Annotated in this window: 12 protein-coding genes; 5 read left to right on the plus strand and 7 right to left on the minus strand. The window is 67.8% G+C overall.

The annotated features are described in order from the left end of the window. Nucleotides 1-14: 14 nt before the first annotated feature. From DM992_RS14350 to DM992_RS14375, 6 genes are all read right to left on the minus strand, one after another. Entirely contained in the window at nt 15-950 is a 936-nt protein-coding gene (locus DM992_RS14350) for a TIM barrel protein (protein WP_204356086.1), read from the minus strand. 61 nt (nt 951-1,011) lie between these two features. Beyond that, a complete protein-coding gene (locus DM992_RS14355; RefSeq protein ID WP_111017277.1) occupies nt 1,012-2,025 on the minus strand; it encodes a Gfo/Idh/MocA family oxidoreductase in 1,014 nt (337 codons plus the stop codon). A 59-nt stretch (nt 2,026-2,084) separates the two neighbouring features. Then, nucleotides 2,085-2,996 (minus strand): sugar phosphate isomerase/epimerase, encoded by a 912-nt coding sequence (locus tag DM992_RS14360; RefSeq protein ID WP_111017278.1) that lies wholly within the window; start codon nt 2,994-2,996, stop codon nt 2,085-2,087. A gap of 43 nt (nt 2,997-3,039) precedes the next feature. Then, a complete protein-coding gene (locus DM992_RS14365) occupies nt 3,040-4,065 on the minus strand; it encodes an ABC transporter permease (protein WP_111017279.1) in 1,026 nt (341 codons plus the stop codon). 27 nt (nt 4,066-4,092) lie between these two features. Further along, nucleotides 4,093-5,688 carry a sugar ABC transporter ATP-binding protein gene (locus DM992_RS14370; protein ID WP_111017280.1) on the minus strand — a complete coding sequence of 532 codons (1,596 nt, stop codon included), beginning with the start codon at nt 5,686-5,688 and terminating at the stop codon, nt 4,093-4,095. Between the two features lie 67 nt (nt 5,689-5,755). Continuing rightward, on the minus strand, nt 5,756-6,682 hold the full coding sequence (locus tag DM992_RS14375) for a sugar ABC transporter substrate-binding protein (RefSeq protein ID WP_111017281.1): 927 nt from the start codon (nt 6,680-6,682) through the stop codon (nt 5,756-5,758). Between the two features lie 306 nt (nt 6,683-6,988). Between DM992_RS14375 and iolC the strand changes: the two genes are divergently transcribed. The 5 genes from iolC to DM992_RS14400 all read left to right on the plus strand — a co-directional run bounded on the left by iolC (nt 6,989) and on the right by DM992_RS14400 (nt 13,310). Next, nucleotides 6,989-8,944 carry a 5-dehydro-2-deoxygluconokinase gene (gene iolC, locus DM992_RS14380; RefSeq protein ID WP_111017282.1) on the plus strand — a complete coding sequence of 652 codons (1,956 nt, stop codon included), beginning with the start codon at nt 6,989-6,991 and terminating at the stop codon, nt 8,942-8,944. Nucleotides 8,945-8,990: 46 nt separating this feature from the next. Then, nucleotides 8,991-10,874, plus strand: coding sequence for a 3D-(3,5/4)-trihydroxycyclohexane-1,2-dione acylhydrolase (decyclizing) (iolD, locus tag DM992_RS14385; protein ID WP_111017937.1), 1,884 nt, complete (start codon nt 8,991-8,993; stop codon nt 10,872-10,874). Nucleotides 10,875-10,935: 61 nt separating this feature from the next. Continuing rightward, nucleotides 10,936-11,865 (plus strand): myo-inosose-2 dehydratase, encoded by a 930-nt coding sequence (iolE, locus tag DM992_RS14390; protein WP_111017283.1) that lies wholly within the window; start codon nt 10,936-10,938, stop codon nt 11,863-11,865. A 52-nt stretch (nt 11,866-11,917) separates the two neighbouring features. Beyond that, a complete protein-coding gene (iolB, locus tag DM992_RS14395; protein WP_111017284.1) occupies nt 11,918-12,736 on the plus strand; it encodes a 5-deoxy-glucuronate isomerase in 819 nt (272 codons plus the stop codon). Between the two features lie 79 nt (nt 12,737-12,815). Beyond that, nucleotides 12,816-13,310: a heme-degrading domain-containing protein gene (locus DM992_RS14400; RefSeq protein ID WP_111017285.1), complete on the plus strand. Its 495-nt coding sequence runs from the start codon at nt 12,816-12,818 to the stop codon at nt 13,308-13,310. 61 nt (nt 13,311-13,371) lie between these two features. Here DM992_RS14400 and DM992_RS14405 read toward each other — a convergent pair whose 3' ends face one another. Beyond that, nucleotides 13,372-14,118 carry a glucose 1-dehydrogenase gene (locus DM992_RS14405; protein ID WP_111017286.1) on the minus strand — a complete coding sequence of 249 codons (747 nt, stop codon included), beginning with the start codon at nt 14,116-14,118 and terminating at the stop codon, nt 13,372-13,374. Nucleotides 14,119-14,163 lie beyond the last annotated feature (45 nt).

The following is a 14,163-nucleotide window of genomic DNA, read 5'->3' on the forward strand; positions in this document are numbered from 1 at the left end:
GTTCATGCGAACGTTCATGCGAAGCCGGCCGACGCGAGAAACGCGCGGCTCGCGGCGACGTCGCGCAGGCTCGTGCCGGCGTTGCGCGGGTCGCGCTCCTGCTCGATCGTGATGTAGCCCGCGTAGCCGATGTCGTCGAGCGCGCGCCGGATCGACCGGTAGTCGAGCACGCCGGTGCCGATCGGGCACATCACGCCGCGCGCGCATGCGGCGAAGAAGGCGATGTGCTCGCCCATCACCGCGTCGTACACGGCCTTGTCGATATCCTTGAAATGCACGTAGTCGACGCGCGCAGCATGGCGGCGCAGCCAGGCTTCCGGGTCCATGCCCGAGTAGTACAGGTGCCCCGTGTCGAGACAGAGGCCGACCGTGTCGGCCGGCAGGTCGGCGACGATCCGGTCGATTTCGTCCGCAAACTCGATGTAGCCGCCCGCGTGCGGATGGATCACCGCGCGCACGCCGAACTCGTCGCGCGCGATCGTCGCGATCTGCCGGATATGCTCGACCATCCGCGCCCAGCGTTCGCCGGACAGCCGCGGCGCGCGATCGGCGTGGCCGGCCGCGTAATCGCGTTCTTCGTGCCCCCAGTCCATCACGACCAGGTACGGCGCCGCGTAGCGCTGGCCGTCCTGCGTCGGCAGCTTCGGCAGCCGCGTGATCAGCGCGCAGATTTCGCGCGTCTGGCGCAGCAGGTTCGGCAGGTTCTCCGGCGATACGAGATCGTCGAAGATCGTGCCGGCGGTAATGCTCAGGCGCTGCCGCTCGAGCTCGGCGCTCACCACGTCGAGTTCGAGCGGGATATAGCCGTACGGCCCGAGCTCGATGCCCGAGTAGCCGGCCTGCGCGGCCTCGGCGAGCACGTGCCGCCACGGCGGCAGGTGCGGGTTGTTCACGTCGTCGACGCCCCAGCAGCACGGTGCGCAGCCAATCTTCATCGTCTTCATCGTCATGTCGGTCAGTCCGTCAGGAAAGCGGCGCGCGGCCGCAGAATCGTCGCGACGCAGCCACGGTTCAGCCGCGATAGAACGCGGGGCGTTCGGCCATCGCGATCGGTTCGACCGCGCCGCTCTTTTGCGCCCGCACGCACGCGTCGGCCGCAACCGCCGCCGCGTAGCCGTCCCAGGCCGACGGTCCCGTCAGCGCACCCTGCCGTACGCCGTCAATGAACGCCTGCAGCTCGACGTCGTACGACGCGATGAAGCGCTCCTTCCAGTCGGTCATGATGTCGACCGATTGCTGCGCTGCGCGCTTGAGCCCCACGGCCGGCGGGTCCGGCAGCTTCGCGATGCCCTGCTCGCCGACCACCTCGCACTGGATGTCATAGCCGTACTGGCAGTTCACGAAAATCTCGACGTCGATGCGCACGCCGCTCGCGGTTTCCAGCAGCACGATCTGCGGATCGGCGAGATGCGCGGACGCATGGCGCGTCTTCTTCGGATAGACGACCTGCGCGCTCGCGTAATCCTCGCCGAGCAGCCAGCGCAGCACGTCGAGTTCGTGGATCAGCGTGTCGGTGATCGCCATGTCGGTCGTATAGCGCTCGCCGACCGACTGGTTGCGGTGCGCGCAATGCAGCATCAGCGGCGCGCCGATCTCGCCGCTGTCGATCACGCGCTTCAGCGCACGATAGCCTTCGTCGTACGGCCGCATGAAGCCGACCTGCACGAGCCGCTTGCCGTGCGCGACCTCTGCCTCGACGATCCGCATGCAGCCGTCGGCCGTCACGGCGAGCGGCTTCTCGCAGAACACGGGCTTGCCGTGCGCGATCGCGTCGAGCACGAACGCTTCGTGCGTCGGCCCCCACGACGTGACGAGCACGGCCTGTACGTCGGCGGCCGCGACTACTTCATGGCCGTCGCCGTAGACCTCGGCATCGAGCCCGACCTTCTCCACCGCATCGCGCGCCTGCTGCGGATCGATGTCGTTGACGGCCACGACGCGCGCGCCGGACAGCGTGCGGGTCAATCTGCGGATATGGTCCTGGCCGATCGCGCCGCAGCCGATCACGCCGATTTGCAAGGTCATCTATGAGTCTCCAGTCGTTCATCAACGGCGCGGCCCGTGCCGCGCCGGTCGGCAATCGGTCAGCGCGCCGTGCGATCGAAATGACGATCGATGTAGCGCTGGATCGTGTCGCGCATGTAGCGCGACGACGCTTCCGCGCGGTCCTCCCACGCGAACACGCACGACGACATCACGCCGTCGAAGCCCGCGGCGCCGAGCGCGCGGAAAAACACGTCCCAGTCGATCTCGCCCTGCCCGATGTCGAGATGCTGGTGCACGCGGATCTGGTTCGAACCAGGCGGGTTCACGATGTAGCGCAGCTGGCTGCTCTTGCGGTGGTCGAAGGTGTCGGCCACGCGCACGTGCGCGAGGATCGGTGCGGCCTGTGCGATCATCGCGGCCATGTCGTCGCCGTAGTAGAACGTGTGCGGCGCGATATACGACAGCTTCAGCGACGGCGAGCCGAGGTTCGTCACGATGTCGATCGCCGGCTGCAGCTGCTCGATCCAGTCCTCCGGATGCGGCTCGACCGACAGCACGATGCCCTCGCGTTCGAGAATCGGCAGCAGCTCGTCCATCGAACGGAACCACGCGGCTTCGCACAGCTCCTTCGGGTTCGCGCCCGGCCGCTCGCCGACCGAGCGCTCGGGCGACGCGCCGCGCCCGAACTCGGACACCATCAGCGCGCACTCCATCTCGACCGCGACCTCGATCGCCTTCTTCCAGCAGCGCACGGCCCATTGACGCTCGTCCTCGAACGGACTCGCCCAGCGGTACATCGGCTGCAGCGACGCGAGGCCGACGCCGCTCCCACGCATCGCGTGGCGGAACGCGGCCATGCGTTCGCGCGTCGCGCGCGGCATCACCCACCAGTCGAGGAAATCGCTGCGCGGCGACAGCTCGATCTGGTCGTAGCCGAGCTCGGCCACCGCGTGCGGCAGCCGGTCGAGCGGCAGGTGGCGAATCATGTAGGGGTCCAGCGCGATCTTCATCAGGCATCCTTGTCGATATGGAATTCCGGTCGGACAGACCGGGTCAGCGACGCTTCTTCTTGTTGCGATACTGATCGGCGATCACGGCCGCGACGATGATCGCGCCCTTGACCATCTCCTGGTAATACGCGTCGATGCGGATGAACGTGAAGCCCGATGTCATCACGCCGAGGATCAGCACGCCGATCACGGTGCCCGTCACGCGGCCGAGGCCGCCCGACAGCGACGTGCCGCCGATCACGACCGCGGCGATCGCATCGAGCTCGTACATCACGCCCATGCCCGACTGGCCCGAGATCGCGCGCGCGGCCGTCACGGTGCCGGCGATCCCGCTCAACAGGCCCGCGATCGCATAGACGAACACCAGGTGACGCGTGACGTTGATGCCCGACACGACGGCCGCGTGACGGTTCGCACCGATCGCGTAGGTATACTTTCCGAAGCGCGTGTAGCGCAGCACGACGTGGAAGATCGCGGCGATCACGAGAAAGATGATCACCGGATTGGCGCCTGCGCCGATGGCCGCGAACTGGTCGGTCAGCATCGACACCGGCATCCCGTTGGTGAACCATTTCGCGAACCCGCGTGCGGCGACCATCGTGCCGAGCGTCGCGATGAACGGCGGAATGCCCGTCATCGCGATCAGCGAGCCGTTCAGCAGGCCGACCAGCAGCCCGACGCACACGCCGGCCAGCACCGGCCAGATGATCGGCAGATCGGTCAGGTGCGGGAACACCGCGCGCGGAAAGTCGGACACCTGCGCGAGGCTCGCCGACACGACCGCCGCGGCCGCCACGACCGACCCCGACGACAGGTCGATCCCGCTGGTGATGATCACGAGGTTCACGCCGACCGCGATGATGCCGATCACGGCCATCTGCAGCACGATGATCTCGAGCCGCTCTGCGTTGAACAGGAAGCTCTGGCCGACGACGATCCAGCCGACGATCTCGAAGAACAGGCTGATGCCGACCAGCACGAGAAAGATGCTCAGCTCGGGCGGCCACTTCGTGTGCCGCGTCTTGATTGTCATGGTCTGCGCGTCCGCGACCGGATTCAGGTTGCCCATTTCAGTTGTCTCCAATCTTGTTTCGGCTCAACGCGACGCGAGATCCATGATGCGGACCTGGTCGGCGTCCTTGCGTTCGACGATGCCTGTCATGCGCCCTTCGTGCATCACCATCACGCGGTCGCTCATCCCCAGCACCTCCGGCATCTCCGACGAGATCATCAGCACCGCGACGCCCTTGCCGGCGAGCGCGCTGACGAGCCGGTGGATCTCGGCCTTCGCGCCGACGTCGATGCCGCGCGTCGGTTCGTCGAGGATCAGGATGCGCGGCTGCGTGAGCAACCAGCGGCCGATCAGCACCTTCTGCTGGTTGCCGCCCGACAGGTTCTGGATTTCCTCGTGCAGGCCGGGCGATTTCACGCGCAGCATCCGGCTCATTTCCTCGCAGTCGCGCTTCAACTGTGCCTGCTGCACGAAATTGAACTTCACGTAGCGGTTGCTGAGCACCGCCGCTTCCATGTTCGCGAGCAGGTCGAGATTCAGGAAGCAGCCGGTGTCCTTGCGGTCCTCGGTCAGGAACGCCATCCCGTGCTTCATCGCCTGCGCGGGCGTCGCGATCCGCACCGGCTTGCCGTCGATCCGGATCTCGCCCGACGTGGCCGGCACGACGCCGAACAACGCCTCCGCGACGTTCGAGCGCCCCGAGCCGACCAGGCCCGCGACGCCGAGGATCTCGCCCGCGCGCAGCTCGAAGCTCACGTCGCGGAACACGCCGTCGACGCCGAGGTTCTTCACCGACAGCACGACGTCGCCGATCGGCACCTCTTCCTTCGGGAACATCTGCGTGATCTCGCGCCCGACCATCATCCGGATGATGTCGTCGCGCGTGACGTCGCTCGACGCATGCGTGCCGATGTACTTGCCGTCGCGGAACACCGAGAACTCGTCGGCGATCTCGAACAGCTCGTTCATCTTGTGCGTGATGTAGACGATGCCCTTGCCCTGCTCGCGCAGCTGGCGAATGATCCGGAACAGGTGCGCGACTTCCTTGTCGGTCAGCGCCGACGTCGGCTCGTCCATGATCAGCACGTCCGAGTCGAACGACACGGCCTTCGCGATCTCGACCATCTGCCGGCTCGCGACCGTCAGCGTGCGCACGTCCGTTTCCGGATCGATGTCGATCGACAACCGCTCGAACAGCGCGGCCGTGCGGCGGCGCAGCTCCGCATGATCGATCAGGCCGAAGCGGTTCTTCGGTTCGCGGCGGATCCAGATGTTCTCCGCGACCGTCATGTACGGCATCAGGTTGAGTTCCTGGTGGATCATCGCGATCCCGCGGTCGAGCGCATCGAGCGGACCGTTCAGCACGACGGGTTCGCCGTTGATCAGGATCTCGCCCTGATCGGGCGTGTAGACGCCCGCGATGATCTTCATCAGCGTCGACTTGCCCGCGCCGTTCTCGCCCATCAGCGCATGGACAGTGCCGCGGCGCACGCGGAACTGCACGCCGTCGAGCGCGACGACGCCGGGAAAGGACTTGCCGACGCCGCGCACCTCGAGCACGCAGTCAGCCGCGGAAGGGGCCGGCGAACCGGACGATCCGGATGCGCCGGGCGATCCTCCGGATGAAGCGGCCGGCGCGTCGACGCCGGCCATCGGGCGCGCGGTCCTGGCTGTAAACATGGACGTTCCTCGACAAGTCGCTCGAACCCGGCCAGGCCGGGCCCGCGCAGTTCAACGGAAAAGCCGGTCAGTGCTTGGCGTACTGGTTCATGTTCTCGGGCGTCACGAGCTCGAACGGCACGTTCACGAAACGGTCGACGCTCTGCTTCTTCGCGAGCTTCAGCGCGGCGGCAACCGACTGCGCGCCCTGCCCGATCGCGTTCTGGTACACGGACACCTTCAGCTCGCCGCTCTTCATCGATGCGAGGCCGTCCGGCGTCGCGTCGATGCCGGCGACGACGGTCTTCGGCGTCCACTTGCGCGCGGCCTTCAGCGCGTTGATCGCACCGATCGCCATTTCGTCGTTGTTCGACACGATCGCGTCGAACTTGGTCCCGGAGCTCAGCCAGTTCATCGTGATGTCCTGGCCCTGCGTGCGGCTCCACTTGCCTTCGCGCTTGTCGACGATCTTCATGCCCGAGCAGTCCTTCGTCGCGATCACGTCCTCGATGTCCTTGGTGCGGGCGCGCGCCGATTCGTTGGACAGCTCGCCCATCAGCACGAGGAGGTCGCCCTTGCCGCCGAGCAGCTTGCACACCTGGCGCGCCTGCAGCGTGCCCGACTGCTTCTCGTCGGACGCGACGACCGCGACGCCGGCCGGCAGCTTGTCGAAATCGACCGGCTTGCGGTTCACGTAGACGAGCGGGATCTTCGCCGCCGTCACCATCTTCGTGATCTTCGGCGTCGCGTCGGTGTCGACCGCGTTCACGATGATCGCGTCGACCTTCTGCGCGATCATGTTCTGAACCTGGCTCAACTGCTTGCCGACGTCGTTGCCGCCGTCCTCGATCTGCACCGTCGCGCCGTCCTTCTTCGCCGCGTCGGCGATGCTGTTGCGCAGGATCGTCAGGAACGTGTCGTCGAACGACGCCATCGTCACGCCGATCTTCTCGGCGTGCGCGAGCGGCGCAGCCAGGATCGCGGCGGCCGCGACGGCCATCAGCTTGGTCTTCATGATCACTCTGTCTCCTCATCTCCGGGGGGCGGAAGACGGCGCGTTGCGCGCCGCCGGGCCGAGTCCGATACGGACTGAAGCATCCGGATGAAACTGTAGATCACTTCCTCGAAAATTTGGAAATTTATTTCTACGTGATTTCACCTAGGGAACTGTATTTCCAAAAAGTCTAGACTGCGTCCGTAGCCCGATTCCTTGCGGCAGGCAGCCTCGCGTCGTGCAGCGCACGTCGCGGACCGCCGCCGGCGGATCGGCCCCCTAAACCGCCGGCAGCGCCGAACGCCGGCCGCGAGCGTGATACGTGATATGAGCCTGCTGAACTTTCCGAGTGACCGCCCCATCGATCTCGCCTGCCTCGGCCGCGTGGCCGTGGATCTCTATGCGCAGCAGTACGGCAGCCGCCTGGAGGACGCGCGCAGCTTCCAGATGTATCTCGGCGGCTCGTCGGGCAACGTCGCGTTCGGCGTCGCCCGGCTCGGGCTGAAGACCGCGATGATCTCGCGCGTCGGCGACGAGCAGATGGGCCGCTTCGTGCGCGAGACGCTCGAGCGCGAAGGCTGCGACACGAGCCAGCTGCAGACCGACCGCGAGCGCCTCACCGCGCTGGTGCTGCTCGGGCTGAAGGATCGTGACACGTTTCCGCTGCTGTTCATGCGCGAGAACTGCGCGGACATGGCCGTGCGCGCCGACGAGATCCGCGAGGACTTCATCGCCGGCTGCCGCGCGCTCGCGATCACCGGCACGCATCTTTCGACGCCGGCCACGCGCGAAGCGTCGCTGACCGCACTCGGCTACGCGCGCCGCCACGGCGTCGTGCGGATTCTCGATATCGACTATCGGCCCGTGCTGTGGGGGCTGACCGCGCGCGGCGCGGGCGAGAACCGCTACGTGCCGGACGCGCAGGTGACGCGGCAACTGCAGCAGGTGCTCGGCGAATTCGACCTGCTGGTCGGCACCGAGGAGGAATTCCTGATCGCGGGCGGCGTGCCGCACGACCTGATCGGTTCGTTGCAGGCGGTGCGCGGGATCACGAACGCCACGCTGGTCGTCAAGCGCGGCGCGCTCGGCTGCTGCGTGATCGAGGGCGACATCCCCGCGCGCATCGACGACGCGCCGACCTTTCTCGGCGAACGCGTCGAGGTGCTCAACGTGCTCGGCGCGGGCGACGCGTTCCTGTCGGGCCTGCTGTCGGGGCTGCTGCGCGGCCGCGACTGGGCCGAATCGACGCGCATCGCGAACGCATGCGGCGCGATCGTCGTGTCGCGTCATGCGTGCTCGGCCGCGATGCCGACGCCGGCCGAACTCGCGCACTGGTTCGACGGCAGCCGCAATCCCGTGGTCGACGCGGACCGCACGCTCGCGCACCTGCATCGCGTCACGGTGCCGCGCCGCGAATGGGACGACCTGTGCGTGATGGCGTTCGACCATCGCAGCCAGTTCTACGAACTCGCGGTGCAGGCCGGCGCGGACGAAGCGCGGATCAGGACGCTGAAGCGCCTGCTGGTGCGCGCGGCCGAACAGGTCGAGCGCGATCGCCATATCGAAGGCCACGTCGGCGTGCTGATCGACGGCGGCGCTTACGGCAGCGACGCGCTCGCGTCGGCCACCGGGCGCGGCTGGTGGGTCGGCCGCCCGGTCGAGCTGCCGGGCTCGCGGCCGCTGCGCTTCGACGAGACGCGCTCGGTCGGCTCGTCGCTTACGCACTGGCCGACCGAACAGGTCGTGAAGTGCCTGGTCCACTACCACCCCGACGACGACGTCGACCTGCGCGTCGAGCAGGAGCAGCGCGTGCTGGAGCTGTGGGAAGCCACGCGCGCCAGCGGCAACGAGCTGCTGCTGGAAGTCATTCCGCCGCGTGTGGTCACGCCGGCCGGCACCGAGGACGATGCGGTGCTGCGCGCGGTCGCGCGCTTCTACAACCTCGGCGTGATGCCCGAATGGTGGAAGCTCACGCCGCTGAGCGCCGACGGCTGGGCGCGGCTCGCCGCGCTGATCGCCGAGCGCGACCCGCATTGCCGCGGCGCGGTGATCCTCGGGCTGAACCAGCCGCTGCAGTATCTCGTCGACAGCTTCCGCTCGGCGACCAACCCGATCGTCAAGGGCTTCATGGTCGGGCGCACGCTGTGGGCCGATGCGTCGCTGAAGTGGTTCGCCGGCCGGATCGACGACCAGGCGCTGATCGACGAAGTCGCCGGCAACTTCGCGCAGCTCGTTGACGCGTGGCTCGGCCGCCGGGGTGCCGCGCGCGCCGCCGCGGCCTGAGGCGCGTGCCGTCATGACCGATCCGATCCTTCTTCACCGACCGACGATGACCCCTACCGTGAGACTGACCGTCAGCCAGGCGCTCGTGCGCTACCTGGCCGCCCTGCGCGCCGAAGTCGTCCAGCCCGACGGCCGCACCGAGATCCTGCCGTACTGCGGCGGCGTGTTCGCCATCTTCGGCCACGGCAACGTGGCCGGGCTCGGCGAAGCGTTGCATGCCGGGAAAGACCGGCTGCCGACGTTCCGCGCGCACAACGAGCAAGGGATGGCCAACGCGGCCGTCGCGTTCGCGAAAGCGAATTTCCGCCAGCGGATGATGGCCGCGACGTCGAGCATCGGCCCCGGCGCGACCAACATGCTGACGTCGGCCGCGCTCGCGCACGTCGGCCGGCTGCCGCTGCTGCTGCTGCCCGGCGACGTGTTCGTGTCGCGGCTGCCCGACCCGGTGCTGCAGCAGGTCGAGGATTTCGAACAGGGCGACGTCAGTGCGAACGACTGCTTCCGCCCCGTCACGCGCTACTTCGACCGGATCACGTCGCCCGAGCAATTGCTCGTCGCGCTGCCGCGCGCGATCCAGGTGATGACCGACCCCGCGCAGTGCGGCCCCGTGTGTCTCGCGCTGCCGCAGGACGTGCAGACCTTCGCGTACGACTGGCCCGAGGATTTCTTCGCGCCGCCGGTGATCCGGATGCGCCGGCCGCCGGCCGACCCGCTCGAACTCGCCGATGCGCTCGACGTGCTGAAGGCCGCGAAGAAGCCGCTGATCGTCGCCGGCGGCGGCGTGCTGTACAGCCAGGCGTGGGACGCGCTGCGCGCGTTCGCCGACACGCATGGCGTGCCGGTCGCCGAATCGCAGGCCGGCAAGGGCAGCCTCGCGTGGGATCACCCGCTGAACCTCGGGTCGATCGGCGTGACGGGCTCGCCCGCCGCGAACCGCGCGGCCGCGCAGGCCGACGTCGTGCTCGCGGTCGGCACGCGGCTGCAGGATTTCACGACCGGCTCGCACGCGCTTTACGGCGACGCGACGCTGCTGAGCCTGAACGTGCAGCCGTTCGACGCAGGCAAGAAACGCGGCCGGCAACTGGTTGCCGATGCGCGCACGGGCCTCGGCCAGTTGTCCGCCGCACTGGCCGGCTGGCGCGCCGACGCGGCATGGACGGCCGCCAACCGCGACCAGGCCGCCGCGTGGAACGCGCGCGTGACCGACCTGACGACGCGCGTGCCGAAGGACACGCTGCCGTACGACGCGGAAGTGATCGGCGCGGTGCGCGATTCCGCGGCCGACGCGGGGTGCGACAGCGCGCGCGACGACCTCGTCGTGTGCGCGGCGGGCACGCTGCCGGCCGAACTGCACAAGCTATGGCGCAGCGGCGTGCCGGGCAACTACCACATGGACTATGCGTACTCGTGCATGGGCTACGAAGTCGCGGGCGGCCTCGGCGCGAAGCTCGCGCGGCCCGAGCGCGAGGTTATCGTGATCGTCGGCGACGGCTCGTACATGATGCTCAACGCCGAGCTCGCCACTTCCGTGATGCTCGGCCGCAAGCTGATCGTCGTGATCCTCGACAACCGCGGCTACGGCTGCATCGAGCGGCTGCAGCTGAATTGCGGCGGCGCGAGCTTCAACAACATGCTCGACGACTGCGTGCCGGAAGGCGGCGAGCGCTCGACGATCGACTTCGCGATGCATGCGCGCGCGATGGGCGCCGACGCCGTGCACGTGCGCGACGTCGGCGAGCTGCGCAGCGAAATGAAGCGCGCTCGCGCGGCGAAGACGAGCCAGGTGCTCGTGATCGACACCACACACAAGCGCACGACCGACGACGGCGGCGCATGGTGGGAAGTCGCGGTGCCGCAGGTGTCCGAGCGCGCCGGCGTCGAGCAAGCGCACCGTGCGTATCTCGACGCAAAGACCCGGCAGCGGCGCTGATGCCGCGCGCTGCCTGCCCACCCGCCCCGAGAAAAACACATTCGAACCAAGGAAACACGTCATGAGCTGGAACGTCCGCATCGGTATCAATCCCCTGTCGTGGATGAACGACGACCTGCCGTCGCTCGGCGGCGAGACGCCGCTCGAAACGGCGCTGAAGGAAGGCGCCGAAATCGGCTATGCGGGCTTCGAGCTCGGCAACAAGTTTCCGAAGACGGGCCCCGAGCTGAAAGCGAAGCTCGCCGAGTTCGGGCTCGTGTGCGTATCGGGCTGGTATTCGGGCTTCCTCGCGGAAGTCGAACCGGGCATGACCGACGCCGATGCGGTCGCCGCGGAAATCGAACGCTGCCGCGCGCACATGACGAAGCTTCAATACAACGACGTGAAGGTCGTCGTCTACGGCGAATGCGCGGGCACGATCCAGGGCAGCATCGACACGCCGGTCGCGAAGCGGCCGCGCTTCGTCGACGATGCGGCATGGCAGCGCTACGCGGCGCGCCTCGACGCATTCGGCGCGCACCTGCTCGCGACCTACGGAATCAAGCTCGCCTACCATCACCACATGGGCGCGTACGTCGAGTCGCCCGACGACGTCGACCGGCTGATGGCGCTGACCGACCCAGCGAAGGTGTTCCTGCTGTTCGACACCGGCCACGCATATTTCGGCGGCGCGGCCGACCCGGTCACGCTGCTGAAGAAGCACGTGTCGCGCGTGGTTCACGTGCACTGCAAGGACGTGCGTGCCCAGGTCGTCACGCAGGCACGCAACGATGGCTGGAGCTTCCTGAACGGCGTGATCAACGGCACCTTCACGGTGCCTGGCGACGGCGCGCTCGATTACGAAGCGACGCTGCGCACGCTGAAGGACGCCGGCTACGAAGGCTGGCTCGTCGTCGAAGCCGAGCAGGATCCGGCCGTCGCGCCGAGCTACGCGTATGCGAAAAAGGGCTATGAATCGCTGCGCGCGATCGTCGACCGGTTGAGCGCATGAGCACGCAAGTGCCCGAACGCTTGAGCCCTACTCTATTGCGGAGCCCCATCCCATGACGATTTCTCCCCTGCTGGTCAAGGCATCTGCCGACCGCGAAATCTGCAACGTCACGCCCGAATCGGCCGGCTGGAAGCATGTCGGTTTTCGCGCGCTGCGCCTGAAGGCCGGCGACACCGAAACGCTCGACACCGGCGCGCGCGAGCTGTGCGTCGTCGTGCTCACGGGCACGGTGCGCGCGAACGTCGACGGCGCAACCTACGATGCGCTCGGCAAGCGCGACAGCGTCTTCGAAGACGTGTCGCCGGACGCGCTGTACGTGCCGGGCGGCAAGAGCGTCACGCTGGCCGCGACGCGCGATGCGGAAGTCGCGCTGTGCACCGCGCCGTACGCGAGCGGCGACAAGCCGGTGCAGCGTCTCGACGGCGAACGGATGCGCCGCTCGGTGCGCGGGCAAGGCACCAACACGCGCTACGTGTGCGACATCCTGATGGGCGACAACCCGGCGGCCGAGCGCCTGCTCGTCGTCGAAGTCGTCACGCCGGCCAGTCATTCGAGCAGCTATCCGCCGCACAAGCACGACCGCGACGCGGCACCGGACGAAACCTCGCTCGAGGAAACGTATTACCACCGGATCGACCCGCCGCAGGGCTTCGCGTTCCAGCGCGTGTACACGGACGACCGCAGCCTCGACGAAGCGTGTGCGGTCGAGAACCACGACGTCGTGATGGTGCCGCGCGGCTATCATCCGGTCGTCGCGCCACACGGCTACAACCTGTACTACCTGAACGTGATGGCCGGGCCGAGCCGCGCGTGGGCGTTCAAGAACGATCCCGCGCACGAGTGGATGCTCGACGCGGCACCGAAGCGCTGAACGAACGACGGGCGAGCGCGCGGCCCGTCGCAAGGCGACGCCGGCGCGCGAACACGACTTGCGACGATACGGAGCCGCCATGGTGACGACCTTCCTGCGCATCGATCACGCGCCCTTCGACGACGACGCGCCGCACACGGCGCTGCCTCGCTTCAATGCCGACGTCGCGCGCCGGCTCGGGGAAATCGCGGTCAATGTCGCATCGCGCCGCGGGTTGCCGATCGCGGTCGGCATCGTCGGCGAAGCGGCACCGCTGTTCTACTGCGCGCTCGACGGCAGCCGTGCGGAAGACAGCGACGCGATCCGCCGCCGGCAGAACACGGTGCTCCGCTTCGGCCTGAGTTCGCTCGAGGTCGGCGCGCGCTTTCGCCGGGCCGGCTGGTCGCTGCGGTCGCAAGGCCTGTCGGACGACGACTATGCGCTCGACGGCGGCGGCGTGCCGTTGCGAGTCGCCGGTGCCGGCCTCGTCGGTGCGATGACGATCGCGGGGCTCGACTCCGAACGCAATCACGCGCTCGTCGTCGAGAGCCTGCGCTGGCACGTCGGCGCGAACGCGCTGGCGATGATCGCGTAACGACGCAATCGGCACCATCGGCGCACGCGCGCCGATGGTGCCGATTTGCCGTATCGCGGGATCAGTTCAATCCGCCGCTCACGACGAGGTGTTCGCCGGTCATCCAGCGTGCGTCGTCCGACGCGAGGAACACGGCGACCGATGCGATGTCGTTCGGCTCGCCGAGGCGGCCGAGCGGCGTCTGGCCCAGCACCTGCGCTTCGAGATCGGAACCGATGATGCCCGCGCTGTGCGTGCCCTCGGTCACGATCATGCCCGGGTTGATCGCGTTCACGCGGATCTTGCGCGGGCCGAGCTCGAGTGCGAGCACGCCGGTGATCGCGTCGACCGCGCCCTTCGTGCCGCTGTAGACGGCGCTGGCGGGCGGCGTGATGCTGGTCACTACCGAGCTGATGTTGATGATGCTCGCGCCTTCGCCGAGATGCTTGACGGCCGCCTGCGTCGTGAGCAGCACGCCGAACACGTTCGTATCGAACTGCCGACGGTAATGTTCTTCGGTGATCGCTTCGATCGGCGCGAATTCGTACACACCGGAATTGTTGACGAGCACGTCCAGACGGCCGTACGTGTCGATCGCCGTATCGACGATGCGCTGCGCGTCTGCTGCCTTCGACACGTCGCCGCCGACCGCAACCGCGCGGCCGCCGGCTTCGACGATCGCGCTCACCACCGCGTCGGCGCCCGCCTTGCTGCTCGCGTAATTGACGACGACGGACGCGCCTTCCGCGGCCAGCGCCCGCGCGATCGCGGCGCCGATGCCCTTCGATCCGCCCGTGACGATCGCTACCTTGCCTGCCAGCTTGCTCATGATTTCATTCCTCAGTCAGATGACTATCGATGGATGGCGCCGGTT

Origin of the sequence: Burkholderia sp. JP2-270, from assembly GCF_003233675.1 — a bacterium.
In the GTDB taxonomy this organism is placed as follows: Bacteria; Pseudomonadota; Gammaproteobacteria; order Burkholderiales; family Burkholderiaceae; genus Burkholderia; species Burkholderia pyrrocinia_C.

What these genes read in the sequence shown, in the direction of transcription:
- DM992_RS14350 (WP_204356086.1), bottom strand. Translation starts at nt 950, where the DNA reads ATGACGATGAAGACGATGAAGATTGGCTGCGCACCGTGCTGCTGGGGC.
- DM992_RS14355 (WP_111017277.1), bottom strand. Translation starts at nt 2,025, where the DNA reads ATGACCTTGCAAATCGGCGTGATCGGCTGCGGCGCGATCGGCCAGGAC.
- DM992_RS14360 (WP_111017278.1), bottom strand. Translation starts at nt 2,996, where the DNA reads ATGAAGATCGCGCTGGACCCCTACATGATTCGCCACCTGCCGCTCGAC.
- DM992_RS14365 (WP_111017279.1), bottom strand. Translation starts at nt 4,065, where the DNA reads ATGGGCAACCTGAATCCGGTCGCGGACGCGCAGACCATGACAATCAAG.
- DM992_RS14370 (WP_111017280.1), bottom strand. Translation starts at nt 5,688, where the DNA reads ATGTTTACAGCCAGGACCGCGCGCCCGATGGCCGGCGTCGACGCGCCG.
- DM992_RS14375 (WP_111017281.1), bottom strand. Translation starts at nt 6,682, where the DNA reads ATGAAGACCAAGCTGATGGCCGTCGCGGCCGCCGCGATCCTGGCTGCG.
- iolC (WP_111017282.1), top strand. Translation starts at nt 6,989, where the DNA reads ATGAGCCTGCTGAACTTTCCGAGTGACCGCCCCATCGATCTCGCCTGC.
- iolD (WP_111017937.1), top strand. Translation starts at nt 8,991, where the DNA reads ATGACCCCTACCGTGAGACTGACCGTCAGCCAGGCGCTCGTGCGCTAC.
- iolE (WP_111017283.1), top strand. Translation starts at nt 10,936, where the DNA reads ATGAGCTGGAACGTCCGCATCGGTATCAATCCCCTGTCGTGGATGAAC.
- iolB (WP_111017284.1), top strand. Translation starts at nt 11,918, where the DNA reads ATGACGATTTCTCCCCTGCTGGTCAAGGCATCTGCCGACCGCGAAATC.
- DM992_RS14400 (WP_111017285.1), top strand. Translation starts at nt 12,816, where the DNA reads ATGGTGACGACCTTCCTGCGCATCGATCACGCGCCCTTCGACGACGAC.
- DM992_RS14405 (WP_111017286.1), bottom strand. Translation starts at nt 14,118, where the DNA reads ATGAGCAAGCTGGCAGGCAAGGTAGCGATCGTCACGGGCGGATCGAAG.